Source organism: Vibrio sp. 2132-1, from assembly GCF_033344315.1.
The window spans coordinates 110280-135350 of record NZ_JAWPON010000007.1; the positions used below are offsets into that span (position 1 = coordinate 110280).

Genomic DNA, 25071 nt, shown 5'->3' on the forward strand with positions numbered 1-25071 from the left:
GTCAAGCGAAACAAAATGGACGCTAGTTTTGGGGCTGGGGGGCACAACCAACATAAGGAAGTTCAATGCCAGCGCAATGGAATGAATACTATCAGAAGATTTTAAGCCAACCTCACCGCCCAAACGTGGAAAATGCCCTGAACCTACTTAAGATAGAAGGCAAAGTCGCTCTCGATATTGGCTGCGGAATAGGTCGAGACAGCCACTTTCTCCTCGAACAGGGATTTAAGGTTCACGCATGTGATAGCAATGAAGATGCAGTAAAAACTTGTTTAACACGCTTTGAAGGTAATAAGCGATTTTCGGTTTCGCAGTGCTGTTTTACTGAATTTAATTACCCTCAGTGCAGCTTGGTTATCGCAAATGCCAGTTTGTTCTTTTGCCCTGACACAGGCTTCAAACAAGTCTGGACAAAAATAGACAGCGCATTACAACCGGGCGGTATCTTCTGCGGCGATTTCTTGGGAGTGAAAGACTCCTGGGTTACCTCCGAAATGCACCCAAACATTACCGCATTAACAAAAAAGGAAGTGGAAAGCTTATTCGAGGGTTACGACCTCATTTCATTGCATGAAAGAGATGAAGACGGGACCACTGTAGTAGGAAGCCAAAAACATTGGCATATGTTTAGTGTGACCGCTCGAAAGCGCTAAAAATGGTCTCTCAATAAAGAAAGCAGCACTTCAAATCAGTGCTGCTATCAGAGATTAATTGACGGGATACACCACTTCAAAACGCTCTAAAACCAGCGTACGTTTCTCATGCCAATCGATGTTCAACTCATCGCATTCAGCTTTAAAAAATGCAGTATGAGCATCACGCCACCAGTTTAAGGTTCTATCACCTTCGCCTTCTGCGAAGGCAAATTCTGCGGTTACATCCTCATATTTGCATGTACTTACGTCAGTAATTCGTATCACGCAAACCGGGTCCCCATCCCAATTCGTCACTACTTGTAAATGACCGACTTGGGGCATGGTTTCACCATGTTCTCGATACCAAAGCTCCAAACTGCACGATGCAGTTTTCTGTCCAATACGAACCAAATCTGCGCATACATTCGCGTTGTATTCGTCGGCACAATAATAGTCAGCACTGACTGATGGTACAGCTTCCCTTTGTTCTGGTGATAATAATTCTAGGAATTGTTCTAAGTAATCCTTAGCTCGCGCGTCCATGCTCACTCCATTAATCATAAATTCGCAAGGAGGATAAAAGATATCACAACAAATAACCACCAGGAACAAACTGAAAAACAACAAGAATATGACTTCTACGAAGACGACAGTTATTTCTTTTGTAATAACTTTGCTAAACGTTTGTGCTATTTGCTATTGTTGCATGGTCTATCTGTACTCTTCTCGTGAAAGGACGTTATATGCGCTTATTTATTGGTATTTTTTTCTCGCTGATACTTGCCTTGCCAACAATGGCATCGGAGGAAAAGTATTCAGAATCGGATCTGTTAGATAGACCATTAATGGAACGCTATATTTTAGATGAACTAAAAGCGCTGCGTCAGGACTATCAAAGCCTAGAAAAGCGAATGATCACAGAGATCACCGATCGCGAGCTAACGGTCGCAGATAAATCGTTGAACTATGCCAACGTGACCGTTACATACTTCTTCTACATCATTGCTGGTGTCGCATCGCTGATTGCCTTTGTCGGATGGCAATCTCTGCGCGAGTTTAAACACAACACCAAAGAGATGGCTGATAAACGATTGGAGAAGATCGCCCAAGAATATGAGAAAAAGTTTGTCGCCCTTGAGCGAGATTTAAAACGCAAAACTCGCATTATCAGCGAAAACAACAAAGAGATTGAGAAAATCAACGAGATCCATAACTTATGGCTACGTGCACAAAGCTCTCAAACTCCAGAACAACGTATTGAAATCTATGATGAAATCTTATTAATTCGTCCAGGTGATTTAGAAGCGTTGACTTACAAAGCCGACGCAGCGATGGAAATCAACGAATACCATTGGGCACTTAGCATTTGTAACCGCGTACTTGAAGTCGATTACACCAACGGCCCTGCACTGTATCAACGCGCGTGTGCATACTCTCGCCTTGGTATCGAAGAGCAAGCTATTGAAGACTTGGAACGCGCAATTGAATACAGCCCATCCATTCGTGATTTACTTGCCGAAGAACGAGACCTCGAATTGCTGCACGGTAATGAGCGTTTTGAAAAGCTCTTACATCTAGCAAGCGAATAATGGAATAAACAGCATGAGCAGCCACTTTAATCTAGAAGACGCTAGCCAAGTATTGGTTGGCGCTTTTGCCCTAGCAGTCCCGATCTCATTTTCGGAGGAAGCGTGGCGATTGGGTGAGAGCCTACCAATGGCAAACTTGCTCATGCTGTTAAGTCTTTCTGTCATTTTCCTCAGTTTTTTCGCGTATCAAAGCGTGTTTCAAAGCCACATCAAGAATCGCGTATCCATCTTTATTTTTCGTGTGGTTATCGCGTACCTCATTGCGGCCGTTGTGGTAGCGTTAGTTCTTTTCTGTCTTGATAAACTGCCACTCATGAATGAGCCTTTGGTTGCGATAAAACGCGTTATCGTCATCACAATGCCTGCTTCGATGGGCGCGATCGTAGTCGACAGTTTCGACAAAGAATAGAGATAATCGCTACTCTTCTTCTAACGTTAAGTTCGACCCCGAGTGGTCTTTCCCTAATATATCTTCTGGGTTTCGAAGTGCGCAGGTTTCTAACGACAAGCACCCGCAGCCAATGCATCCGCCTAAATCGTTTTGCAACGCTTTAAGTTTTTGAATCTTTTGTTCTAACTGTTCATGCCAATGGCTTGCCATTTCTTCCCATTGCGCTTTGTTAGGGGCTTGGTGTTTCGGCAGTTCATCTAACGCATGTTTAATTTCTTCTAACGACAACCCAACTTGCTGCGCTGCTTTGATCACCGCAACACGGCGCAACACACTGCGATGGTAGCGACGCTGATTACCTTGATTTCTCCAGCTCGAAATCAGTCCTTTTTGCTCGTAAAAATGTAGGGCAGATACTTTCACTCCAGAACGTTTTGCCACTTCTCCTACGCTGATTTCCATCCTTGACTCCCTGCGTATCAATTTTGTTAAAAAAATGCTTTACCTCAAGTTTACTTGAGGTTTTAAAGTTGCACCATCTTAATTAACGCTAAACCCCGGCGATCTCAAGATAATGTATTCAGCGCGAACGACTTGGTTGTTAACCACAAGACAGTTGGACATCAACCTTTTGAAATCCATCGGGAGTTAGAGGCAAACATAATGAAAAATAAAACTCAGCCGTACTTAGCTGGCCGCTTCTTCGACAGTATCTCCTCTGGCTTATTCATGATGGCGCTGCCATGGGTCATGCTTTCCGAACCTAACATGGGCACTTTCGTAGCTTTAGTATCTCTGAGCTGCACCGCGATTTCTTTTCTAGCAACGCCTTTCTTTTCCACTTTAATTGACCGACATTCACGCAAAGTACTACTCGTGCTCAATCAATGGATTCAATCGGGTATGGCTTTGGTGGTGTTCATTGCTTATTGGTTAGGGTTCGAGTCACACTGGTTGCTGGCTTTTGCACAATTGGTGTATTGGGTTTCGAGTAATTTTGCATGGACGACCAACAACGCTTTCACCCAAGAAAATTATCAGCACCATGAGTATGCGAAAATTTCGGGTCAGCAAGAAATTGTAATGCAATCCACAACCCTCGGAGCTGGCGCGTTGGGTATTGTTTTGCTTGAAATGTGGGGTATGAAAGAGTTTGCTTTGTTTGCGGCCAGCGCCTCTGCGTTAGCAGCGATGTTCTATATTCTGACGCCTTATACCCAACAATTAAGGGCATCAAAATCCGTTGCTTTCATCGCGCAACTCAAAGAGAGCAAACAAATATTCCGCCTCGAACCCCGATTTTATGGCTTTATTCTGCTCTCTTGCCTCTCTTATCCTGCATTGACGTATTTGAGCAAACTGGTGCCGATTTGGTTTTCTGAACAAGGCATCTCTGGCGATTGGTTTGCAGGGTTCAACATCAGTTTTGGCCTCGGCTCGTTGCTAACCGGCTTTATTGTCACCAAAGTGCTAAGCCGTGCCTCCCATAGCCACATTATGTTCGCTTCGATGGTTATGGTCTCTTTTGCGCTTATCGGGATGAGTTTTGCGATGAGCCCGCTGACCATCTTATTGTTTACGGCGCTGTTTGGCGTATTTAACGCGCTAAATCGCATTGCGAGAGTCAACTGGATGCATCACACCGTAGCGGTTCATCAACGAGGTCGCGTCGATGGCGGCATCAGCATGTTTGCCACCACCATTCAATCTCTCAGTTACGTCCTGATTGCAATGTTGAGTCATTACGAACTAACACAATACGGTTTTGCAATCGCAGCTGCTGTCATGGTGTTAGCAGTGATTTTGATGGGATTACTCAGTCGAGACGTAGAGCCGTTTAACGACCTGCCCCTTCATGCAGCAGCAAAGTGAAGCATAGAAATTGAGAAGTTGAGAAATTGAAAAAGCGAGATAGGAAGGCAACCAACATCGTCTTCCTATTTTTTACGCCAGCACTTTTGCCTCTATCGCTTATCAGCAAGGTTGGGTATTCTGAGGTGACCAACATGAGCAGGGGGAAATCGCAGTGAACTTAAGGCAATTAGAAGTCTTTTACGCCATTATGCAAGCAGGAACGGTGTCAGGCGCGGCTCGCTTACTGCACGTTTCCCAACCTAATGTCACTCGAGTTCTCGCCCATACAGAACAACAACTGAGCTTCGCTTTATTTGAGCGTGTAAAGGGCCGTCTCGTTCCAACTCAAGAAGCCAAAGCCTTATTGCCAGAGGCTGAAAAAGTCTATCAACAACTCGGACAATTTCGCTCTCTGACCAACAAAGTCAAACAGGGAACTCAACATTTACGAGTTGGTGCTCCGCCTGTTTTGGCCGCACACTTGTTAGCGCCGACTGTCGCGTTGCTGTCGAAAGAACACGGCATCTCCTTTGAACTCTTAACGGCCAATCGCGATGAACTGTGCTCAGGATTACTGAAACATGAACTGGATGTCGCCATTGCGTTCGGTGAAGAAACGCCACCAGCGATCATGGGACACATGTTATTAAAAGAAAACTTGGCGCTAATTGCCCCTAAAAGCGCAGCGATACCCACAGAAAAAACCGTCACTTTAGAAGAACTCATCAGTCACGATTTACCCATTATCGGTTTAGATAGCCGAGACCCTCTGGGCTTGCTGTTACATCAAACCTTGTCAGCGCGTGACGAGCATTATCAACATGCCATTACCGTCCGCAGCTACTCCGCGGCGGCTGAACTGGTGAAAAACGAAGCAGGATTCGCGATTGTAGACCCTTGGACTGCAAAACAATATCGCCAAGATAATGCCGTTTCCGTGCATGCTTTGGAGCCAAATATGTCCTTCTCTGTCTCTATTTTATTCGCAGAGCACACACCTCAATCCATTGCGACAAAGCAATTTATCACCGCCCTAAAACAACAGATGGTTTAAAGGTATAACCTGAAGTTATACCTGCCTAACAAATAAGCATTCGGTTTCCTAAATCAGTCTGGCTACATTAATGAGCAATAACGATGACGAAGGGAACCATCATGCAAATTGCTCAACCTTACCTACTTTTTCTTGGCGATGTAACCGATCCACTCGCAGCAAAAACCGCACGTGGCATATATCAATGGCGACCTGAGATTTGTCTTGGCCAAATCCGCCTGACGCCAGAAACCGTATCGCTTGGTTTAACCGACATGACAATACAACAAGCGCAGCAGCAAGGAGCAAAAACGCTGGTGCTCGGCACGGCAAATCCAGGAGGCGTCATTCCCGAAGCTTGGCAAGCAACCTTACTTGAAGCGGCAGAGATGGGATTTGAAATTGCATCGGGCATGCACCAACGTTTGGCGGAATTTGCTCCTCTTGCCGATCTAGAACAACGCGGATTAACCAAACTATATGATGTTCGTCATTATGATGCCCCGCTCAAGGTCGGCAATGGCAAAGCTCGCGCAGGCAAGCGAGTACTTACTGTAGGGACAGATTGCTCCGTTGGCAAAATGTACTCTGCCCTTGCCATTGAGCATGCATTGAAGCGTAAAAACTGTCGTGCAGAGTTCAAAGCAACGGGTCAAACCGGAATTCTCATCGCAGGCAGTGGCATTTCGATTGATGCCGTAGTTGCCGATTTTATCTCCGGCGCAGTAGAAGCGATCAGCCCTAAGTTCACCGATCACGATTGGGACATCATCGAAGGGCAAGGTTCATTGTTTAACCCTTCGTTTGCTGGCGTAAGTTTGGGCTTACTTCACGGCGCACAAGCTGACGCTCTGATACTGTGCCATGAGATTGGTCGCCCGCACATCCGCAACTTACCACATGCGAGCTTGCCAACCATTGAACAAACGATAGAAGCGAATCTGGCCGCTGCTCGCCTAACAAATCCAAACGCTCAATTAGTGGGTATTTGCTTGAACACTTCGGCGGTCAGCGAAGAAGATGCAGCCCAGTTATGCCAGGATTGGAGCGACAAATACCAAGTGCCCGTCACCGACCCTGTACGTTTTGGCGTTGATGCGGTTGCAGATAGGCTCCTTACGATTTAAGAAACATTTACGGTTTAGAAAATAACTGCGGTTTAGGGAAAACTAGTGAGATGAAAATTCATGTAGAACCTGTCACGCTTGCCATGGCGACACCATTTCGCATCTCTCGCGGCAGTCGGACAGAGTGCCACTTAGTCCGAGTGACAATTGAACATCGAGGCATGACAGCCCAAGGTGAATGCACGCCATACCCTCGTTATGGTGAATCGGTTGAATCGGTGATTAAGGCGATTTCTCACGCCGCACATGAACTGCAAAGTTTGTATGCCAAAGGCGAAGCTGATGTCATGGTTCTCAAAAGCCAGCTTCAATCGTTATTGCCCGCGGGGGCGGCAAGAAATGCATTGGATTGCGCCCTTTGGCATCTTCACGTGCTTTTGAGCCACAAGCAACAGGCTCACGACCTCTTTACGTTACCCGAGGCGATTGTGACGGCGATGACGGTTTCTATCGACACGCCGCAAGCGATGGCAAAACAGGCGCAAGCTTACCTTAGCCAAGGCGCAAAACTGCTTAAGGTAAAACTGGATGGTGAAAACGTGATTGAGCGCGTTGCAGCAGTACGCGATGCCGCGCCGCACGCGCAAATTGTTTTAGATGCGAATGAAGCATGGCAAAGCCTCGACCTCGCGACGGTATTTGCTCAACTCGAACCGTTTAATATCACCATGATCGAGCAACCGTTGCCACAAGACTGCGACGACGTACTCGCCAGCATTCCGCACCCCATTCCACTTTGCGCCGATGAAAGTTGTCACACCAGAGAGCAATTGCATCAACTGCTTGGAAAATACGAGATGGTGAATATTAAGCTAGATAAAACAGGCGGGCTCAGTGAAGCATTATTGCTGGCCGACGATGCAAAAAAACTCGGTTTTAGCCTCATGTCCGGTTGTATGTTGGGGACGTCGCTGGCGATGCGTGCTGCGTTACCCATTGCTGCTCAGGCAAGCGTTGTCGATCTTGATGGCCCGGTGTTGCTCGGACAAGATGTAACGCCGAGCTTAGTTTATCGCGACGGCGAAATCGTTCTTTCCAAATAGCCTAAACAATCCAGAGGTTTTGCTCCAAAAGTCAGAACCTCTGAGTTTATGATCTCGATTAAAAAACAATCAGCTCCATCATGAAATAAGTCACATAAATTATATGGTTATTGAGGCATGCTAAGATTCCAGTAGTCCAAGAAGGTGGTCTTATGCATCGAGTCATCCGGAAAATGACGTGGAAAACGAATAGGCGGTAATCCCGCCCTACTCCAATGCAGTGCGTGGGTTTCTATAACAACCCACTTCCTAGCAATTCGTAGGTTTTTCACGCCATCTTGCAAGGAGGCTCTATGCCTATCAATAAAATACGCAATATCGCTTTTATCGGTCAAACCGGGACCGGTAAAACCACACTGATAGAAAAACTGCTCTTCACCTGCGATGCCACCCACCATTTAGGCAGCGTAGAAAAAGGCGATACTGTTACCGACTTCGACCCTCAATCCATCCAATATCAACACAGTATTGAAGCAACGCCAGTCGCACTGCGCTGGAATAAACACCGGCTCAATATCATCGACACTCCGGGACAAAACGAGTTACTTGGCCGTACTATCAGCGTTTTTCCTGCCGTTGAAACATCTGCCCTTGTCATCGACCCTCAAACCCCACTTAACCAAACTTCCGATCGCTTATTCACCTTTGCAAAAGAGCAGCAAAAATGTCAGATGATCATCATCAATAAGCTCGATAACCACGGTAATCAGTTAGAGAGATTGATGGAGAACATCGTTGAGCATTTTGGTGACCACTGCTTGCCGATCAACTTACCTTCGACTGACGGGGAATCTGTAGTTGACTGCTATTTCGAACCAGAATTGGGACGAGAAACCTTACTTGCAACAGTAGATGAAGCTCATGAGACCTTAATTGACCAAGTCATCGAAGTCGATGAAGAACTGATGGAACTGTATCTGGAACAAGGCTCTGAACTCACCGCAGAGCAACTGCATGATCCGTTTGAAGAAGCACTGAGAACTGGACATGTGATTCCGGTCTGTTTTGTCTCAGCACAAACCGGCGCGGGCGTCGAGTTGCTGCTGCGCACCTTGGCGGAGATCATGCCCATGCCAAACGAGGGTAACCCTCCTCTACTGGAAAAGAACGGCAAAAAAATCAAAGTAAATTGCGAAACCTTAGAGCACACCGTCGCACACGTGTACAAAGTCAGCGTCGACCCATATATGGGAAAACTTGCCTACTTACGTGTGTATCAGGGTGAAATCAATGCGGGCAGCCAGCTTTATATTGGCGAAAGCAACAAGGCATTTAAAGTTGGGCACTTATATCAACTGCAGGGCAAAGATAGAACCGAGATCCCTCGCGCGCTTGCAGGCGACTTCTGCGTTTTAGCCAAAGTGGATGATCTCGAATTCGATTCAATCGTTCATGACTCTCACGAAGAAGATGGTGTTCAACTCAAAACGTTGGACCTTCCTGACTCCATGTATTCTTTGTGCTTGAAGCCTCTTAAGCGTGGAGATGAGCAAAAATTAGGAGATGTGCTGAATAAAATTGCCAGTGAAGATCCTTCGCTGCGCATCGAACATCGCGCTCGCACCAACGAAACCATCATCAGCGGCCAAGGGGAGTTTCACCTCAAAGTCGCATTAGAAAAGATGGCGAACGTGTACAAACTGGACGTCGAAACCTGCCAACCAAGCGTCGAATACTTTGAAACCATCACCAAACCTGCCGAAGGGCATTATCGACACAAAAAACAAAGTGGCGGTGCAGGCCAATTTGGTGAAGTGCAATTGAAGGTTCGTCCACTCGAACGTGGTGCCGGATTTAAGTTCATCAACAAAGTGGTGGGTGGCGCCATTCCAACCGCGCTCATTCCTGCTGTTGAAAAAGGTATTTTGCAAGCGTTAGAGGAAGGCGCGATTTCTGGCAACCCAATTAAGGATGTGGAAGTCACCGTTTATGACGGTAAATATCACTCCGTCGATTCGAAAGAAATAGCGTTTGTCATCGCAGGTAAGAAAGCCTTTTTAGATGCGATTAACAACGCAGATCCTATTGTGCTAGAACCCATTGTCCAGATGGAACTGCACATCCCAACCGCGAATGTTGGCGATGTTTCTGGTGATTTATCTGGAAACCGAGGCTTAATCGAAGGCTCCGAGCCAATAGACAGCAGCTTCACCTTACTCAGAGCCAAGTCACCAGTAAATGAGCTGCAAGATTACGCTCGTCGATTGCGCTCCATCACGGGTGGTGAAGGCAGTTTTAGTATGACTTTAAGCCATTACGAGCCCGCGCCACCAGCAGTGCAAAAACAGGTCTGCCAAGGCAGTGCACAACAAGGTTAATTCCCTAAGATTCAAATCAATCACATAAACAAAAAAGCGCCCTCATTTTGAGGGCGCTTTTAGGTAAAAGAAAAATTATTTATCGAGAGACAAACCTATCTGACTGATTTTGCTTTCAAACTCTTCGATGCTGTTCGCTTTGTAAGTCGGAGCACCGTTAAAGTAGCGCGGTTTCTCTGGCAGCATCGCATTTTTCAGCTCTTGTTCTTGATCGATATTGTCATGGTAAACCGTTACACGATTTGGAATATCCTGCTTCATTACAGCCATTTTGGTTCTCCTTTATTAAGACGAATAGTAAGCGTAGAACGAATTTATCGGAGTACAGGCGAGACTGTGTAAAATTTAGACACTCACAGCAAAATCATATTTAAACGGTTGCATTTAATATTTTTGAGGCACTTTGTCGTGGCTATTGGCAAACGTGAGTGCAGCGATTAAGGTGAGATTTCTCTACATGAACACAGGAAGTCCGGTGTCGCAACAAGAACTCAACCAAATGGGCAGTGTCAAAGTTTTTCTCATCGAAAAAGATGGCGTCCAAGTAATAGAAAAACGTAACCCTACTCAAATAGAAGTGGCGTTTTATCAACGCTATGCCGAGCAGTTTAACGCGCTTGGAATACACGTACCGCGCTTGATTCAACTCGACGACCAGAAAAACGTTCTGCACATTGAATACGTTCCCCACGCAGTCGAGCAAGCATTCTTACTTGAAGATCCTCGAGTCATTGAACAACTCGTCAAACTGCACCAACTTCCACCAATATCAGATGGTATTTATCACCGCCATCAGTGGACACCACAAGCGACCCAACAAGCACTCGCAACACTTGAACTGGGCTCAGAGACAGAACAGTTCTTCCACAACCTCCAACAACGATCGGCGCACCTTTTCGATGGACAGAACTTGATCTCCGGAGACTCGAATGCTGGAAACTGGGGACAGCGTAGAAATGGCGAGCTGGTGCTGTTCGACTGGGAGCGCTTCTCTACAGGGCATGTCGCGATAGATTTAGCGCCGCTCATCGAGGGCATGGGCACATTTGATGATTACTTGAACGTAGCAGGCAAGTATATAAAGTGCGCAGAGAAAGGTGAAACAACAGCATTGGCGCGCGATATCGGACTAGCAAAAGCGTGGATCGTTGTCGAGGTAGTCAACATACTGGTCTCCAGAGAGAATCCGCAGACCAGCAAGTATTTGGACTGGTTTCGGCAAACCTTGCCGCAATGGGCCAAAAGCCTTAGTGCTCAGGTGATGAGTTAGGCTCTGAGATTTGATGTAAACGCCTTTCAGGTTCTGCGCATGAGGTTTCGCAGTTGCATACTTTATCAACACCGACGTTGTTTAAACCGCCGCAACTTCCTTGAATACGCTTGTTATGAAAAATGACACCAAGTGACATCAACAAAATGATTGCGAGAAAACCAAGAAAGGTAAATAACCAAACCATATTAACCTGCCTTATTAGCCATCGACTCTAGCTTAAGTATAGCAGGGCTAGATGTTGCTTTGAGTAGCGCTTTAGGTCTTGCCAACAAGGAGGTTTTTGATTTTTGGCCACCACAACCACAGGAGCCGCAGCCGCCTTTTTGTTTGTGAACACTTTTCTTATGATTGTTTGATGGGCGTCCTTGAGAGGGCTCAATCAAAGGCTCTCTTGGAACCGCAAGCACATCTTCCAAGGAACTACGAGTAGACAGCCTAAATACTGGCGTGCCACTGCTAAGTAGCTTTGCCAATACACGTTCACCGATATTTCGCACAAGAACAGCATCCACGTTGTACCCTTGTAGAGACTGAATCAACTGAGACTTCGCATTACAACCCGCTTGTGGCATAGAAGCAATGTTCGCTAAGTTTTTTAGCATACCGTCAGTATCAGAATAAATAGCAATGTATGGTGCTTTTACAAAGTGGTTTGCCACCCGCTCACCATCATTAGGAATAGCATAAATCATAAGTTTGACTCCTCATTCGGAAAAACTAATGCATGACCTTCAACTAAACTTTTTGCGACTTTCAATCTTGCACTTTTTACTGTGTTACCAAAAGTTTGTCTAGAAACGCCCATCTGCTCCGCAGCTTGCTGCTGGCTAAGCCCCTCTAAGTCGGCTAAACGTAGCGCTTCTAACTCTTCTGGTAATATGGCGACTTGCTCCAACTGATTAAATGGAATGCCATTGGGCTTAAAGCAATGGTGAGCCGCACGTCCGCATATTCGTCTTTCTATCTTTGGTCTTGCCATCATTGTCCCTCAAAAACACAGAGTCAAATTACGCCTTAAACTGGCATATGCCAATAACATTTTTAGCATATGCCAATAAACTAAGTTTGCAAAAATCAACACGACAAATACGTAATACATCAGCATTAATTAGACATCTAATAATTTAGGAATTTTGATGACAAACGAACAAAAAGATCAATTCTAATTAACCGGATAATAAAAACGTTAGTTTGCGCAGATTTTTCATACAAATACACGCTAATGTGTTCATTTTATTGAAGAAGAAAAACTATAATCCAAGCAAATCATTAGTTTGAACACTAATGATTGTTTTATTTAAAAGGATGTATACCTAAGGAACGAAAAAGAGAAGTTTGACGACATCGGCCTGAGCTTAAAGGGTAATACTTTCGATACAGAACCTGTCGAACGACCATTACTTGGCCTAGGCGCCCTACTCTTCTTGCCAAATTAAGTTTCTTGAAAGCGCTTAGGTATATCAGAAAAAGGAAGTACATATGTCTGACTCAAATTGGCTCAGCGAATTCCCGGAAATGGATGCCTCTGATCTCAGGGCGATTCGCAAAACACTCGACGGCGCCTACAGAGATTTCTCTCGCGAGTATGGTGAACTCATTGAGTCTCTGTTTGATCCGCTCCTTGCGTTTCTTGTCTGGTTTGAAAAACTTCTGATTTCTACACCTTGGTTCATTATTTTAGGTGTCTGCACCACTCTCGTTTATGCCGCCAGCCGCTCTTGGAAACTGGCCGCTGCATGTTTTGGTTCGCTGATTCTGATTGGCTATTTTGGAATGTGGGAAGACACTATGCGTACGCTCAGTATCATCACTGTATGTACTATGCTTGCCATCGCACTTGGTATCCCTATCGGCATCGCTATGGCGCGCTCTAATCGCATTCAGTCGGTGGTAACACCATTACTCGACGTCATGCAAACCATGCCGGCATTTGTGTATCTCATTCCAGTTGTGATGTTATTGGGCATCGGGAAAATTCCTGGCCTTATCGCAGTAGTGATCTACGCGATTCCACCGGTTATTCGTTTAACCAATTTGGGCATTCGTCTAGTTGATAAAGAAGTATTGGAAGCCGCAACCGCATTTGGTGCCAGCACTCGGCAACGGCTTTTTGGGGTTCAGCTTCCGCTTGCAATGCCAACCATCATGGCGGGAATTAACCAAACGATCATGATGGCACTGTCAATGGTGGTCATCGCATCAATGATTGGGGTAAAAGGTTTAGGTCAGCCTGTTCTAAAGTCTATTACCAATCAATATTTCACTCTTGGTCTTCTCAATGGTTTAGCAATTGTCGCCCTAGCAATCCTTTTTGATCGTGCTTCACAAGCGTATGCGAAACGCACTCAAGCTCATTTAGGAGATTCAAAAAATGACTAGTCCACTTATCGAAATCAGCGGTCTTTATAAAATCTTCGGTACCAGACCCAATAGCGTGATTGAGCGCGTTAAGTTGGGACATAGTAAAGAGCAGGTTTTAGCGGAAACGGGCCACACGGTCGGACTAAAAGACATCAACCTGCAAATTCAAAAGGGTGAAATTTTTGTCATTATGGGATTATCCGGTTCTGGAAAATCCACCATGATTCGCCACTTCAATAGATTAATCGATCCAACCATGGGGCAGATCTTGGTAGAAGGGGTGGATGTCATGCAACTTTCTAACAAAGAACTTGAACAGTTTCGCCGTCACAAGATGTCTATGGTGTTCCAACGCTTTGGCTTGCTGCCTCATCGCACTGTTATCGACAACATCGCATATGGTTTGGAAGTTCAGGGAATGAGTAAAGAGGCGCGCTTAGAAAAAGCAAATGAATGGTTAGAAACCGTTGGACTGACGGGTTATGAGCACCAGTATCCTGCTCAACTATCGGGTGGACAGCAACAGCGTGTGGGCCTTGCACGGGCACTGGCTACCGACGCCGAAATACTGTTGATGGACGAGGCTTTCTCAGCATTGGACCCTCTGATTCGAAGCGAAATGCAAGATCAGTTGGTAGAGCTGCAACAGAAACTGCACAAAACCATTATTTTCATTACTCATGATTTAGATGAAGCGCTTCGACTTGGCGATCGCATCGCGATTCTTAAAGACGGTGAACTGGTCCAACAAGGTTCACCAGACGAAATCTTACTGCATCCTGCCGATGAGTACGTTGAAGCCTTTGTAAAAGACGTCAATAGAGCGCGAGCACTGACGGTCGAAACGCTGATGCAGCCACCTTCGTACTGTGTTCGCGCTGAAACCATTGAAGATGCGCTGAGTGAAATGAAACGTGTTAAACGTGATTATGCCTACCATGAGACCAATGCAGGCTATCAAGGCGTGATAACACAGCAAGGATTGCTAAACGCAGCGAAGTTAACTCACCTATCAGATTGGCGTGATGATATCTATGAAGAGGTGCCTATCATCTCTCCACATTTAGCCATTGAGCAAGTGCTGACTGAAGTCATGTCGTGTGAACATTCACTGCCCGTCATCGATGAGCACGGCCATTTGAAAGGCGAATTAAATCGTCAGGTTATTGCGGAGCTGTTTTCTGATCAACGAAGCACAAAACGAGGCACTTCACGCTCAAGCTTCAATAACGTTTCTTAGATGATGTTGATAATACAACTCACAATAATGTGGGCTGTTATCAATTAACTCGCTCCCACTCCCCTTTTTAGATATTTGTCTGTGGGCTCAAGCTTGATACCCAAAGCAACATTTACATTGTTCTGATTTTCCTGACAATTTCATGCTCATATCCGGTTTTATTGACATAGTTAGATCATTCTATTGCTTTTTGATGACGCAAATCCTCGATAAATGTCTACTATTACTCTCATACAAAATCTTGATTTAAAGAGGGATAAAATGAAAAAGACAATGTTGGCACTAACAGGCGCGGTAATCATTCTTGCAGGCTGTCAAGATGAGAAACCTGCCGAAACAAGCGCAGTTGAAGTACCTCAGGCAACGGAAACTGAAGTCACCACCAGTGCAGACGTTACGACTGAGACAATTGACACGTTACCAGTAGAAGAAGAACAGGTAATTACTGAAGAGACATTTGTAGACTCTGAACACAACGCACAAAGTGCTCTGGACTGGAACGGCACCTACAAAGGAACACTACCTTGCGCGGATTGTGCTGGTATCGATATGACCATCACACTAAATCAAGATGGCACTTACGTACTTGAAGAAAGCTACCAAGACAAAGAAGACGGTCAATCAAAATCTGAAGGTCAATTCACTTGGGACGCAAATGGCAGCATCGTAACGTTGACAAATGAAGATGCACCAAACCAATACTTTGTTGGTGAAAACGTACTTATGAAGCTAGACATGAATGGCGAAAAAGTAACGGGTGACCTAGCACCACTATACAACTTAACGAAACAGTAAGAAGTTAGTATCAATACCTGATAAATACCCCAAATCCGAGCCACCCCAGCTCGGATTTTTTCGCTGTTTTAACGAAAGCTATTCCAGCAACCTTTCTATTCTGAAGCAACATTCTGCTTCTTACCCTGATTGTTCATTACATTTCCATACGCTTTGCCGATAGATGCTTACAACGTCATTTTGTACAGTGTTCAAAACAAAACAGAACAACTCGGAAAAATGATGAAAAAAACATTAATTGCACTACTTACTCTGACAGCTGCTGGCTCAGCTTTCGCTGGCGATACTTACATTCGTAACGGTAACATCTACAACAACGAAGGCGGTTGGAACGTAGAAGCTGGTGTGGCTCAAGGCAGCGATCTTTTCAAAGATCAAAAGCATAATACAGCACCAATTCTCAACGGTGGTTACCATGGTGACGACTTTAATGCCGACCTAAGTGGCATTAACTACCGCTTCTTCGGTAACACCAATGAGTTAATCAACATGAGTGCCTACCTTGTAGGTAGTGGTGTAATGCGCGACGGTGATACAGCGAAAAGCCTGAAAGGCACAGATAAACGCCGTTTCGCCGTCGATCTAGGTTTAAACGCAGACTTTACACTGGATCAAAACAACGTCATTTCTACATACCTTCAGCACGATATCAGCGGTGCTTACAAAGGTTACTTAGCGGGCGCGACTTACTTCCACATCATGAAATTCGGTAGTGTTGATTTTGTTCCTTTTGCTAACCTAACTTATCAAAGTGAAGACTACGTAGATTACTACTTTGGTGTGAAACAACGCGAAGCAAACGCAAACCGCAAAGCATACAAAGGTGATTCAACGGTAAGCTATGGTGTGGGCTACAAACTTGTTATGCCAATCAACGACAACTGGCAAGTAAGCCAAATGACACAATACACGCGCCTAGGCAGCGGTATCAGCGACTCTTCTATCGTTGATAGCGCAAACCAATGGGTTGTTGGCGCAAGTGTGTCGTACAACTTCTAATCCGATACGCCCTTATAAAGCCATCATTTCGATGGCTTTATGCGTTGGACATTTGCATAATCTTGAACACCGACTCTAGTGTGAATGAGCAATCCATAACCTATGTAAATCGCTATAGCCTGTATTCTTCACCTGCACACCTCGCACTTGCTGTGTTTTTGTCACTTCTTCGTAGCCAACAAACAAAGGCAAATATAGGTACTGATCGCGCAGCGCTTTCTCTAGGTTTAATAAAGACTGTAGCGAGTGATCATCTGCCATCGCCCTGCGAACCTTTTCTCTATGGCTTAACATCTGGCTTTGATCAAAACTAAAACGCAGTCCAGTTGCTATCGACAGCCATTCGAAGATGCCATATTCAAATGGTGCTTCCATGACTTCCTCAATGAAGAGCAAATCTGCTTGGTGAGACACTACCTCAGGAAAACTAATGTCATCAATAACAATGATCTCTAACTCTAATCCCGTTGCACGAATCACACTGTGCAACCATTCGGAATGACGAATTAAACTCGGAATCGTCCAGACAGGTTCAGCTAATACCACTTTACCTTTCAGTTTAGGTATCACAACACCATCTGTTATTGATAAATCTTGCTCGTGAGTCTCTAACTGAATGCTGTCAACGGCACTTGGCGCATCATAAATTCGCTTTTGCACATGGATGTAATCAGCGAGTTGATACCAAGTCTCTTTTGTGAGTTGGGATTCCACGCGTTCGCGGTAGGTCAAATATGAAAATGCGCTAATTTTTTCCACTTCAACGTGATCGGAGCTTTGGTTAAAGCTCAACATATTTAAGGTTTTAACATCACCATGAGACAGCGTTATTTGATCTAACAATGCGCGTGCTGAAAAATACTCTTTGTGCGCTTCAAGAGTCATACTCTCCTGGTTCCAGCCGCTGATTTTAAATGGTCCAGTCCCTATGTGGTAGGAATAACTAGAACCGAAAGAGACGACATCTCGACACAGAATAGACGCATGAGGAGTTGCTAGCATGTATGGAAACAACTTGTTCGGATACTTCAATATAATTTTTAAGCAGTTAGATGTTTCTGCAACCACGCTATCAATACACTGCCAGAGCTCGTGAACTGGTCCTTTTATCTCCCTAAGTCTTTCTATACTCCAAACCACATCCTGTATGTTCAGGGGCTCGCCATCATGGCGATATATGCCTGGCCGCAACCATAACGTCATTACCTTGCCTTCCATTTTCCATTCGTGTGCTAACGATGGCTCGATACCACCATTGGAATTTTGGGTCAGCAATACGTCATAAACGCTTTTCGCGACGTGTAATTCAGTGTGACGGTAAGTATTCGCAGGGTCGATTTTGGATACCCAAGGGTAAGAAGAAATCAAAATAGCGTTATTTGATTCATTCAATCGATTCACTTTTTCAGAAGCGATAGTTAGTGCTCTAACCGCGGTTTGACCGAACCAATCAATAAGTTTCGTTATTGAGTTCATTCTTCCTCTGCCAAGCTCCTCAACCAAAAACTCGGTCATCGCTTGTTGGAGGGAAGTATTAATACTGAGACGGCTAGCGTTACTTCGGCCAATCGCAGGTTGCCAATCGACCCAATCGTAAGTGGCAAGCTTTTTCATCACAATAGAAACATTGCGCCTCGACGTGCAAATCACCGCTTCTAGCTCAGAAAGCGTAACAAGGTGATACTGGTGAGGTTCAAAGTGCTTTAACAGTAGATCCAGATACCTAAGATTGACATCGTTCACAAAGATTCCTAAGAGTTATTCCAAAGCAAAAAAATAGCACAGGACGCTTAGCAACTAAACTTCCTGTGCTATATCTAAACAAATTCAAAGCTTGGACTCAGCTCGACCAACAGAAGTCAAAAACGTTTACTAAGCCAAGAGGTAAGTTGAATAAGTATTCTTAGAAACGGTAGCTCATACCTACAGAGAATACATTGATGTCTGCATCAACCGTTACTTTTTCATTGCCAAATTTCGCAATGTCTAGCTCAGGCATCATGTATTCCCATTCAACTTGTAGAGCAAAGTTTTCAGTAATAGCGAACTCTGCACCTAAACCGTACATGCCTGTTACAGTGCTGTCAGAAATGGTGGTATGGCCTGCGCTACCGTCAATCACAGAGTTGCTAATTTTGAATTCAGCATTGAAGTAAGAAAGACCAGCTTTAGCAAAAAGGTTGAAACGATCGCCAATCGGTAGAGTCGCTTTTGGCTGAATCGATAGATACTTCATATCACCAACAGTAACAACTTTGCCGTCTAAAGCATCGTAGCCACCAATGGCTGCTTCTAGAGAAATGTATTCGTTGAATTTGTAACCACCGAATACTTTGCCTGAAAGGCTTGAGTCATCTTCAAGTTTAAGTTTAGTGCTAGCGTTAGTACCACCACCATTGATAGAGCCATTAACATCACCAAACGATGCTTGACCTACAGATGCACCAACGTAAGGAGCTGCGTTTGCAACAGAACATGTTGCTAGAAGGGCTGTCATTAGCCATGTTTTTTTAAACATTGTATTTCACTGCCTGTTAATTATTGAGGTTGTGTTTTGCCCATCCTTAAGCATGCCATGCTATCCATTTCACTTGGTTTCAAAACCAAGTGGATGTTAATGAATAAAAACCCAATAAAACATGAAATATTTAGACACAACTTTGCCACTTTCTTTCTTAATTTTGACAATTTAGTCATTTCACAAGCATTGCTGCTTCAACCAGTTAGTGAGTTTGATGATTTCCGCTTGCTTGGCTCGACTCTTTTTATGAATAAAATAAAAGCTGTCGCCGGTTTCCAATCCATGAGAAGGGATATACACCAAATCGTGCGCTTTATCTCTTTCATTAAGCATAAAATCATTCGCAAATGCGATGCCTTGGTCATAACGCGCCGCCTCAATTGCCAACAACATATGACTAAAATGTTGAACATCGACATCTTTCGGCAAGGTGTAACCGCCCGCTCTGCACCACTCAGCCCAGTCTTTTCCTCTCTCACGATAAATTGAGTCTGTCGACAAAATAGGGTATCGCCAAAGCGCTTCTGGAATCGGTTGATCTTGCAACTCTTTCCAAATTTTATGGCTGCAGACCGGATACAGCGTCTCCGCGTATAACTTTACCGACATGTAGTTTCGCTTTGGCTTTTCTACCGTGATAAAACAATCGCCAACGCTGTCTGTCTGTTCAGGATCACCAACGACCATATTGAGTGTCAGATCGATTTCTGGATGTAAGCGCTTAAAATCAGACAAACGAGGAATAAGCCACTTTACGGCAAGCGAGCTATAAATCGCCAACCGTATGCTGCCTTTGTCCCCTTCTCGCACCTTTTGGCTGGCCATCGCAATTGAGCTAATTGCTGGGCTAATATCCTCTAAATAGCGGGTGCCCGTATCGGACAAAGAGAGCTTTCTGCCTTGACGGATAAATAATGATTCACCCAAATAATCTTCTAATAGTCGTATCTGGTGACTAACGGCACTTTGCGTCACATTGAGTTCTTCAGCAGCAAGCGAAAAGCTAGAGTTTCTGGCAACAGATTCAAAACAGTGAACCGCTCTGAGTGGTGGCAATTTCATTATCTAAAAATCTCATATTAAACTAATAAATATCACTTCACTTCATCCTATGACATCACCTACTCTTTGGCAAAGAAAGAGGAGAGGAAAAAGTGAAAGTTACATCGGTCGGAGCAGCGATGCTGCTATTAATTGTTGGAAATCTCATTGCGGTGCTTTCGGACTCTTTAATTAAAAGTGTCGGAAATGAAGTGCCTATTTTTCAATTTGTCTTTTTCCGACAAATTTCAGCGGTGCTTTTCCTGCTGCCAGTCTACTTGCTAACAAAAAATGCGCCTTTTCTTGAAGGGTTTAAGTGGCATGCTGTTCGCGCTCACGTATGGTTACTTGGTGCAATATTCATGGTTTTGGCGATCTCATCTTTACCGCTCGCAACTGCGAACGCGATCTTTTACGCCGCGCCATTAATCATGTTGCCGCTTGCAGCAATCTTTTTTGGAGAACAGTTGTCTAAGCAATCGGTCGCCGCAGCGATAATGGGCTTTGCCGGTGTATTGGTCATCATTCGTCCAGACCAAATCGATTGGGCAGCCATTTCAGCTTTAGTTGTTGCAATTACTTTAGCAATCAATAACTTGCTCATTCAAAAACTGCCAAAAAATCAGTCTGTGATGCAAACGTTATTGATGACAAACTTGGCAGGTATTCCAGTAGCCTTCTTGCTTGTTCTGATCGAAGCAGAACCTTGGGACTGGAGTGCTTTCCCTGTTGCTGCTGGCTCAAGTTTGTTCATCATGATTTATGCAGCAACATGTGTCATCGCTTACCGCTCGATCGATAGCAACAAAATTGCCAGCGCTGAATACAGTGGCTTAATTGGTGCCGTGTTTGTGGGATTGATTTGGTTTGGAGAAGTGCCAGACATATTTATGGCAATAGGAACCATTATGATTGTTGTGCCTCTGGTTTGGCTTTCTAAACGAGAGCGTCGCAAGAAAAAGTTGCAAGAGCAACAAGAAGCGCACGTTACTTAAAGTTGTGCTCTAACCCAAAGACTAAAAAACCGAGCCGTAAGTGCTCGGTTTTTTTATGTGGCTCTAATCGGTTTTTACGTAAGCGACTACGTGAGATAAAAACTGCCTTGCGAAGCGATCATTAAACCGGATGCGATATTCATGATCGGCTTCCGACACTAGACGCCAACCTTCAGCAAAGTATTCTTTGATATCATCAACCGCCTCTTCTTTATTTTTGATGTGTTTCGCGTTCCACTGATAAGTGCAAGAGACAACGATCAGCCCACCCACCTTGGTGGTTTTTTTTAGAGCATTGATCACGCTAAGTGGCGACTCACATTGATCAATCACATTTAAACATACGACTAAATCAAAGCGAGATTGGAGAGTATCAAGCTCAAAAGGCTGGTTAATTAGCGTCAAATCAACATGAGCACATTTCTGTACGATATCTCTATTCTCTACCTCTAAAGTGTTTAAGGTGTTCACATCGTGAAGGTAAGTAAGCTCGACGCGTTGTTCTTCTATTAATAGTTGCTTCAAGCCATCCATTAACCTATTTGAAGGCTCCACAAGCGTCGCTTCTTTAAGGTTAGGTAAGCGTTGCACTAACTCATAATAATTTCTTCCCAGCGCCGCCCCAACCTCAAGTAGGGAATACGGCTGAACGCTGCTTTCGATTACCGCCTGCGCAATAAAATCAGCAACTTGGGAGCAGTGAGGTGATGACAAAAAAGAAAGTGGGACTTGTTTTGAGCGACTGGTTATCATCTCAATCTGTTGCTCCTCAATGAACTTGTCGAACCATTGAGCTTCGAAATAACCAGCCAGACCGTGCTCGGTCAGGTAAAAATCTTCCATGTTTTTTCCGTTCGTACTTTTAGAAAAGTGATTGTATCGGACGCGGAAATTAACGGGTATTTCTGGCCGCACATTCCAATAGGAAAACAGATGAAAACGCCGCGTATGTGAAAAAGCCCTTTCATCTCAAAGATAAAAGGGCTTGTTAATCGCTTCGGTTAAGTCGCTAACTATTGTGGTAGAACAACGTTACCATCTTGAATTGGGAACGTTTTTGTCGCTGGTTTGCTCGCCAAACGAACCGTCGTTGGTGCACCTGAAACTTCGTAAGTGACGTCGTAACCCACTACTTTATCAGATGTCGTATATTCTGTATGACACTGTTTTTTCGTCGTTGTTACTACATCACCTTTTTGCACATTCTCCTGGATCTTACGACCTGTCAGTGCACCAGCAATCGTACCAGCTGCAGTTGCAATCACTTTACCTGAGCCACCACCGATTTGGTTGCCCAGCGCGGCTCCAGCTGCTGCGCCACCAACCGTACCAATAATTTTATTGTCATCCGCAGGGGCAACTTGCTCGGTTACTACCACGTCTTTACATACTTGGTGCGGCTTTTTCACCGTTTCAGTCACCGCTTCAACCAAAGTAATGTTTGCTTGAGTTGGAGCTGGTGGCGTTTTGTCTTTACAGCCTGCTAGTACAGCAACAACTGCCATTGCAATTGCGATAGATTTCATATTCATGATTTACATCCCAGTATGGTTTGCTTTAATGAGCGTTATGGTAAATCGCAAAAGGGAAATCACATCAGACGAAAACAAACCCTCTGTCATTAACAAGTAAAGAAACACTGTTTTATAAAAGATACGTCAAGAAACACTCAGCAACGTGTCAACAGAGCTAAAACTGTATCACTACTGATTATGATTGGGCTGGACTAGTCTATGAGATTTATTTTTAAGCCAAGCTCAAAAATAGTTCGTCATCCGTTAAATACTTATGACGGTGGCTTAGATTACGCACGTGCATAAACATAAAATCAGGGAAACCAGGCGCTATAATGTTATTTGGTTCCCAGCATACACCGCCAACAAACACATATCGCCCCTGCTTGTCATCTTCGTGAAGGGGGTTATTAAGAGGAGAAGAAAACTCTGCTCGGCAACCTTCAACCACACAAACAATTTGTCCTTTAAAAAGGCCAATCACGCGCTTTACAAGATTTGCCTTGATACCACACCTCCATGCTTGGCGAGTGGCCATCTCATAGCCATATTTTCGGATCGCTTTCTTTTGCAAATGTACTACTAGGTTCATTTTGACTCCTGATTCAAGCAACTACGTGAAGCCCAAAGTCATAAAAGCAGATAGACGTCTATACCCGAGTGAGCTCATGGTACGTGGGAATAAACTACGTGATTAGACTGAGTTTAGTGTCGGATGAGATACACCGTCCACGATGCTGTAACGTATCGATTTACACTAATCAAAGGCAGATAACACATCAACTTTTGAGTGCTTTCCTGCGCTGTATCTGGTTACTTCTGTATATTACTATAACGAAATCACCCTCCACGTTTACCTATATAAATTTGTCGTAACGATAGAGGGTGCTTATCAAGGAGAGAGGATAACGCCTACGCGTCAATGAGATAATTTTGACCTTCAGTTTCTAAACGATCGATCATTTTACGACACTCATTTAAATCAAGAGGTTGTTCAAAGCGGCGCTTGAGATTCATCAAAAAGAAGATATCTTCACACATGGCTTTCTCAGGTTCGTCACTGATTTTGGCGACCGGTGAACCATTGCACGTGACCATTTTTATCACGATAGAAAGTGGCTGGTAGGCTTCACCATCTTTATTGACATAATCACCCATATCATTGGCAAGAAAAGTACCGATACCAAAACTCACCTGAATACGTCCTTGGAAATACTCGCAAATATCTAACGCTTGTTCGAAGTTAAGTCCGTCGGTAAACACCAGTGTTTTTGTTAATGGGTCTATATTCAGTGACTGGTAGTGTGCAATCATTTTTTCACCCCAGCTATAAGGGCAACCACTATCGTGACGTACACCGAAGTACGCGTTACTTAGTTCTTCATCAAAGTCTTTAAGGAAAGCATCGATACCAATCGTATCGGTTAACGCAATGCCTAGTGCACCATTAAACATTTTTTGCCAACGTTGCAACGCCACTTTTTGCGAATCTCGCACATTCACCAGAGCTTGGTGTCCCATAAACCATTCATGAGCAACGGTGCCGATAGGCGTCAAGTTTAGCTCTTTTGCTAAGTGATAGTTGCTTGTTCCTGTCAAACATTCCGGCACTTCCTGGCACAAATATTCCAGCATAGTGCGCTGAGCTTGGAAGGAAAAACGTCGACGCGTCGACATGTCAGAAAATTTAAAGTTAGTGATGTTACGACGTTTTAGTTCCGACTTTAGGTGCCGAACTTTCTCTTCTAAAACAGTGGTAAATTGCACAACAGGGATATCTGACCAACGCTGACGGCTACGAACTTCAGACACGATGCTCATGATGATCGTTTCGTACAAGATGGTATCTCGCCACAAACCGTTAATAGTAATTCTTAACTGGCTTGAGCCATCAGCCATGGCTTTGTTATGGAAAGAGACATCGCTTTGTGGGTTGAAACGGAAATGGCGCAGTGCATCAACAAAGTCAGGATTCAGGTAAGGCGCGACACGCTTAATATATTCAATTTCTTCTTGCGTAAATTGAATATCTTGCAGTTTAAGGACTTCGGCTTTTACCTCAGGCAAAAGCTCAGAAAGGTCTTCCTCACTGCGCACGATAAACTTATATGACACCATCGCATCAGGGTAAAGCGCTGTTACAGCACTCATCATATTGACTTTGTAGACATCGAAATCCAAAGCGCTTTGAATGATGCGGGAAGAAAATAGTTTGGTGGTCATTAGGTGCCCTTCTACATGCCCTTCCTGGGTATATAACTTTTTGTTACTAACTAATTTGCGTAAACAATAAACACCCATCTATAGTTTGTCAACTTTTGTTACTAACCACTCATTTTTAT

The 25071-nt window shown here is 44.4% G+C and carries 27 protein-coding genes; 14 read left to right on the forward strand and 13 right to left on the reverse strand.

The window, feature by feature from the left end:
• Window positions 1-65 precede the first annotated feature (65 nt).
• Window positions 66-653, forward strand: coding sequence for a class I SAM-dependent methyltransferase (locus R8N47_RS09535; RefSeq protein ID WP_064354524.1), 588 nt, complete (start codon window positions 66-68; stop codon window positions 651-653).
• A gap of 54 nt (window positions 654-707) precedes the next feature.
• Here the strand turns inward: R8N47_RS09535 and R8N47_RS09540 are convergent, their stop codons facing one another.
• The gene (locus R8N47_RS09540; RefSeq protein ID WP_005373887.1) at window positions 708-1178 is read right to left on the reverse strand and encodes an ASCH domain-containing protein; all 471 of its coding nucleotides are present in this window, start codon (window positions 1176-1178) and stop codon (window positions 708-710) included.
• A 200-nt stretch (window positions 1179-1378) separates the two neighbouring features.
• Here R8N47_RS09540 and R8N47_RS09545 point away from each other — a divergent pair, with 200 nt between their 5' ends.
• Together R8N47_RS09545 and R8N47_RS09550 are read left to right on the forward strand one after the other, a co-directional pair.
• Window positions 1379-2224 carry a tetratricopeptide repeat protein gene (locus R8N47_RS09545; protein ID WP_005373890.1) on the forward strand — a complete coding sequence of 282 codons (846 nt, stop codon included), beginning with the start codon at window positions 1379-1381 and terminating at the stop codon, window positions 2222-2224.
• A gap of 13 nt (window positions 2225-2237) precedes the next feature.
• On the forward strand, window positions 2238-2633 hold the full coding sequence (locus tag R8N47_RS09550) for a DUF2391 family protein (protein WP_005373896.1): 396 nt from the start codon (window positions 2238-2240) through the stop codon (window positions 2631-2633).
• Between the two features lie 9 nt (window positions 2634-2642).
• Here the strand turns inward: R8N47_RS09550 and soxR are convergent, their stop codons facing one another.
• Window positions 2643-3077: a redox-sensitive transcriptional activator SoxR gene (gene soxR / locus R8N47_RS09555; protein WP_064354523.1), complete on the reverse strand. Its 435-nt coding sequence runs from the start codon at window positions 3075-3077 to the stop codon at window positions 2643-2645.
• A 201-nt stretch (window positions 3078-3278) separates the two neighbouring features.
• Between soxR and R8N47_RS09560 the strand changes: the two genes are divergently transcribed.
• The 5 genes from R8N47_RS09560 (at window position 3279) to fusA (ending at window position 9990) form a co-directional block, all read left to right on the forward strand.
• Window positions 3279-4487, forward strand: a complete 1209-nt coding sequence (locus tag R8N47_RS09560) for an MFS transporter (RefSeq protein WP_017635140.1) — start codon at window positions 3279-3281, stop codon at window positions 4485-4487.
• A gap of 154 nt (window positions 4488-4641) precedes the next feature.
• The gene (locus tag R8N47_RS09565) at window positions 4642-5523 is read left to right on the forward strand and encodes a LysR family transcriptional regulator (RefSeq protein ID WP_213913792.1); all 882 of its coding nucleotides are present in this window, start codon (window positions 4642-4644) and stop codon (window positions 5521-5523) included.
• 101 nt (window positions 5524-5624) lie between these two features.
• Window positions 5625-6629 (forward strand): N-acetyltransferase DgcN, encoded by a 1005-nt coding sequence (gene dgcN / locus R8N47_RS09570; RefSeq protein ID WP_191115971.1) that lies wholly within the window; start codon window positions 5625-5627, stop codon window positions 6627-6629.
• A 50-nt stretch (window positions 6630-6679) separates the two neighbouring features.
• Window positions 6680-7672 (forward strand): N-acetyl-D-Glu racemase DgcA, encoded by a 993-nt coding sequence (gene dgcA, locus R8N47_RS09575; RefSeq protein ID WP_213913794.1) that lies wholly within the window; start codon window positions 6680-6682, stop codon window positions 7670-7672.
• A gap of 293 nt (window positions 7673-7965) precedes the next feature.
• A complete protein-coding gene (gene fusA, locus R8N47_RS09580; protein WP_213913796.1) occupies window positions 7966-9990 on the forward strand; it encodes an elongation factor G in 2025 nt (674 codons plus the stop codon).
• A 75-nt stretch (window positions 9991-10065) separates the two neighbouring features.
• On the opposite strand, the gene R8N47_RS09585 is transcribed toward fusA, so the two are convergent.
• Entirely contained in the window at window positions 10066-10260 is a 195-nt protein-coding gene (locus R8N47_RS09585) for a hypothetical protein (protein ID WP_005373920.1), read from the reverse strand.
• A gap of 187 nt (window positions 10261-10447) precedes the next feature.
• On the opposite strand from R8N47_RS09585, the gene R8N47_RS09590 reads away from it, so the two are divergent.
• Window positions 10448-11260, forward strand: coding sequence for a phosphotransferase (locus R8N47_RS09590; RefSeq protein ID WP_213913798.1), 813 nt, complete (start codon window positions 10448-10450; stop codon window positions 11258-11260).
• Here the strand turns inward: R8N47_RS09590 and nqrM are convergent.
• From nqrM to R8N47_RS09605, 3 genes are read right to left on the reverse strand one after another with little or no spacing between them, the layout of a single operon-like run.
• Entirely contained in the window at window positions 11238-11447 is a 210-nt protein-coding gene (gene nqrM, locus R8N47_RS09595) for a (Na+)-NQR maturation NqrM (protein WP_025768002.1), read from the reverse strand. The genes R8N47_RS09590 and nqrM overlap by 23 nt on opposite strands.
• A gap of 1 nt (window position 11448) precedes the next feature.
• Window positions 11449-11955, reverse strand: a complete 507-nt coding sequence (locus R8N47_RS09600) for a NifB/NifX family molybdenum-iron cluster-binding protein (RefSeq protein ID WP_005373923.1) — start codon at window positions 11953-11955, stop codon at window positions 11449-11451.
• Window positions 11952-12242: a DUF134 domain-containing protein gene (locus R8N47_RS09605; RefSeq protein ID WP_005373924.1), complete on the reverse strand. Its 291-nt coding sequence runs from the start codon at window positions 12240-12242 to the stop codon at window positions 11952-11954. Before R8N47_RS09605 ends, R8N47_RS09600 begins: the two co-directional genes overlap by 4 nt.
• Before the next feature lie 500 nt (window positions 12243-12742).
• On the opposite strand from R8N47_RS09605, the gene R8N47_RS09610 reads away from it, so the two are divergent.
• The 4 genes from R8N47_RS09610 to ompV all read left to right on the forward strand — a co-directional run bounded on the left by R8N47_RS09610 (window position 12743) and on the right by ompV (window position 16658).
• A complete protein-coding gene (locus R8N47_RS09610) occupies window positions 12743-13642 on the forward strand; it encodes an ABC transporter permease (RefSeq protein ID WP_053304614.1) in 900 nt (299 codons plus the stop codon).
• Window positions 13635-14864, forward strand: a complete 1230-nt coding sequence (locus R8N47_RS09615; RefSeq protein WP_213913800.1) for a quaternary amine ABC transporter ATP-binding protein — start codon at window positions 13635-13637, stop codon at window positions 14862-14864. The genes R8N47_RS09610 and R8N47_RS09615 overlap by 8 nt, the downstream gene beginning before the upstream one ends.
• Window positions 14865-15125: 261 nt before the next feature.
• Window positions 15126-15659 carry a copper resistance protein NlpE gene (locus tag R8N47_RS09620; protein ID WP_005373930.1) on the forward strand — a complete coding sequence of 178 codons (534 nt, stop codon included), beginning with the start codon at window positions 15126-15128 and terminating at the stop codon, window positions 15657-15659.
• A gap of 222 nt (window positions 15660-15881) precedes the next feature.
• Complete coding sequence (gene ompV / locus R8N47_RS09625) at window positions 15882-16658, forward strand: outer membrane protein OmpV (protein WP_017635134.1); 777 nt, start codon at window positions 15882-15884, stop codon at window positions 16656-16658.
• A 75-nt stretch (window positions 16659-16733) separates the two neighbouring features.
• Here ompV and R8N47_RS09630 read toward each other — a convergent pair whose 3' ends face one another.
• From R8N47_RS09630 to R8N47_RS09640, 3 genes are all read right to left on the reverse strand, one after another.
• A complete protein-coding gene (locus R8N47_RS09630; RefSeq protein WP_318070290.1) occupies window positions 16734-18401 on the reverse strand; it encodes an ABC transporter substrate-binding protein in 1668 nt (555 codons plus the stop codon).
• A gap of 160 nt (window positions 18402-18561) precedes the next feature.
• Window positions 18562-19176: an outer membrane beta-barrel protein gene (locus R8N47_RS09635; protein ID WP_005373936.1), complete on the reverse strand. Its 615-nt coding sequence runs from the start codon at window positions 19174-19176 to the stop codon at window positions 18562-18564.
• Window positions 19177-19356: 180 nt separating this feature from the next.
• Window positions 19357-20241: a LysR family transcriptional regulator gene (locus R8N47_RS09640; RefSeq protein ID WP_005387224.1), complete on the reverse strand. Its 885-nt coding sequence runs from the start codon at window positions 20239-20241 to the stop codon at window positions 19357-19359.
• 92 nt (window positions 20242-20333) lie between these two features.
• On the opposite strand from R8N47_RS09640, the gene R8N47_RS09645 reads away from it, so the two are divergent.
• Window positions 20334-21215 (forward strand): DMT family transporter, encoded by an 882-nt coding sequence (locus R8N47_RS09645; RefSeq protein ID WP_064354516.1) that lies wholly within the window; start codon window positions 20334-20336, stop codon window positions 21213-21215.
• 63 nt (window positions 21216-21278) lie between these two features.
• Here R8N47_RS09645 and R8N47_RS09650 read toward each other — a convergent pair whose 3' ends face one another.
• From R8N47_RS09650 to pncB, 4 genes are all read right to left on the reverse strand, one after another.
• Window positions 21279-22058: a methyltransferase domain-containing protein gene (locus R8N47_RS09650; protein ID WP_064354515.1), complete on the reverse strand. Its 780-nt coding sequence runs from the start codon at window positions 22056-22058 to the stop codon at window positions 21279-21281.
• Window positions 22059-22228: 170 nt separating this feature from the next.
• Window positions 22229-22747 (reverse strand): glycine zipper 2TM domain-containing protein, encoded by a 519-nt coding sequence (locus R8N47_RS09655; protein ID WP_053307172.1) that lies wholly within the window; start codon window positions 22745-22747, stop codon window positions 22229-22231.
• A 214-nt stretch (window positions 22748-22961) separates the two neighbouring features.
• Window positions 22962-23321, reverse strand: a complete 360-nt coding sequence (locus tag R8N47_RS09660) for a hypothetical protein (RefSeq protein WP_017819785.1) — start codon at window positions 23319-23321, stop codon at window positions 22962-22964.
• A gap of 320 nt (window positions 23322-23641) precedes the next feature.
• A complete protein-coding gene (gene pncB / locus R8N47_RS09665; RefSeq protein WP_021035923.1) occupies window positions 23642-24952 on the reverse strand; it encodes a nicotinate phosphoribosyltransferase in 1311 nt (436 codons plus the stop codon).
• Window positions 24953-25071: the final 119 nt, after the last annotated feature.

What these genes read in the sequence shown, in the direction of transcription:
- R8N47_RS09535 (WP_064354524.1), top strand. Translation starts at nt 66, where the DNA reads ATGCCAGCGCAATGGAATGAATACTATCAGAAGATTTTAAGCCAACCT.
- R8N47_RS09540 (WP_005373887.1), bottom strand. Translation starts at nt 1,178, where the DNA reads ATGGACGCGCGAGCTAAGGATTACTTAGAACAATTCCTAGAATTATTA.
- R8N47_RS09545 (WP_005373890.1), top strand. Translation starts at nt 1,379, where the DNA reads ATGCGCTTATTTATTGGTATTTTTTTCTCGCTGATACTTGCCTTGCCA.
- R8N47_RS09550 (WP_005373896.1), top strand. Translation starts at nt 2,238, where the DNA reads ATGAGCAGCCACTTTAATCTAGAAGACGCTAGCCAAGTATTGGTTGGC.
- soxR (WP_064354523.1), bottom strand. Translation starts at nt 3,077, where the DNA reads ATGGAAATCAGCGTAGGAGAAGTGGCAAAACGTTCTGGAGTGAAAGTA.
- R8N47_RS09560 (WP_017635140.1), top strand. Translation starts at nt 3,279, where the DNA reads ATGAAAAATAAAACTCAGCCGTACTTAGCTGGCCGCTTCTTCGACAGT.
- dgcN (WP_191115971.1), top strand. Translation starts at nt 5,625, where the DNA reads ATGCAAATTGCTCAACCTTACCTACTTTTTCTTGGCGATGTAACCGAT.
- dgcA (WP_213913794.1), top strand. Translation starts at nt 6,680, where the DNA reads ATGAAAATTCATGTAGAACCTGTCACGCTTGCCATGGCGACACCATTT.
- fusA (WP_213913796.1), top strand. Translation starts at nt 7,966, where the DNA reads ATGCCTATCAATAAAATACGCAATATCGCTTTTATCGGTCAAACCGGG.
- R8N47_RS09585 (WP_005373920.1), bottom strand. Translation starts at nt 10,260, where the DNA reads ATGGCTGTAATGAAGCAGGATATTCCAAATCGTGTAACGGTTTACCAT.
- R8N47_RS09590 (WP_213913798.1), top strand. Translation starts at nt 10,448, where the DNA reads ATGAACACAGGAAGTCCGGTGTCGCAACAAGAACTCAACCAAATGGGC.
- nqrM (WP_025768002.1), bottom strand. Translation starts at nt 11,447, where the DNA reads ATGGTTTGGTTATTTACCTTTCTTGGTTTTCTCGCAATCATTTTGTTG.
- R8N47_RS09600 (WP_005373923.1), bottom strand. Translation starts at nt 11,955, where the DNA reads ATGATTTATGCTATTCCTAATGATGGTGAGCGGGTGGCAAACCACTTT.
- R8N47_RS09605 (WP_005373924.1), bottom strand. Translation starts at nt 12,242, where the DNA reads ATGGCAAGACCAAAGATAGAAAGACGAATATGCGGACGTGCGGCTCAC.
- R8N47_RS09610 (WP_053304614.1), top strand. Translation starts at nt 12,743, where the DNA reads ATGTCTGACTCAAATTGGCTCAGCGAATTCCCGGAAATGGATGCCTCT.
- R8N47_RS09615 (WP_213913800.1), top strand. Translation starts at nt 13,635, where the DNA reads ATGACTAGTCCACTTATCGAAATCAGCGGTCTTTATAAAATCTTCGGT.
- R8N47_RS09620 (WP_005373930.1), top strand. Translation starts at nt 15,126, where the DNA reads ATGAAAAAGACAATGTTGGCACTAACAGGCGCGGTAATCATTCTTGCA.
- ompV (WP_017635134.1), top strand. Translation starts at nt 15,882, where the DNA reads ATGAAAAAAACATTAATTGCACTACTTACTCTGACAGCTGCTGGCTCA.
- R8N47_RS09635 (WP_005373936.1), bottom strand. Translation starts at nt 19,176, where the DNA reads ATGTTTAAAAAAACATGGCTAATGACAGCCCTTCTAGCAACATGTTCT.
- R8N47_RS09640 (WP_005387224.1), bottom strand. Translation starts at nt 20,241, where the DNA reads ATGAAATTGCCACCACTCAGAGCGGTTCACTGTTTTGAATCTGTTGCC.
- R8N47_RS09650 (WP_064354515.1), bottom strand. Translation starts at nt 22,058, where the DNA reads ATGGAAGATTTTTACCTGACCGAGCACGGTCTGGCTGGTTATTTCGAA.
- R8N47_RS09655 (WP_053307172.1), bottom strand. Translation starts at nt 22,747, where the DNA reads ATGAATATGAAATCTATCGCAATTGCAATGGCAGTTGTTGCTGTACTA.
- R8N47_RS09660 (WP_017819785.1), bottom strand. Translation starts at nt 23,321, where the DNA reads ATGAACCTAGTAGTACATTTGCAAAAGAAAGCGATCCGAAAATATGGC.
- pncB (WP_021035923.1), bottom strand. Translation starts at nt 24,952, where the DNA reads ATGACCACCAAACTATTTTCTTCCCGCATCATTCAAAGCGCTTTGGAT.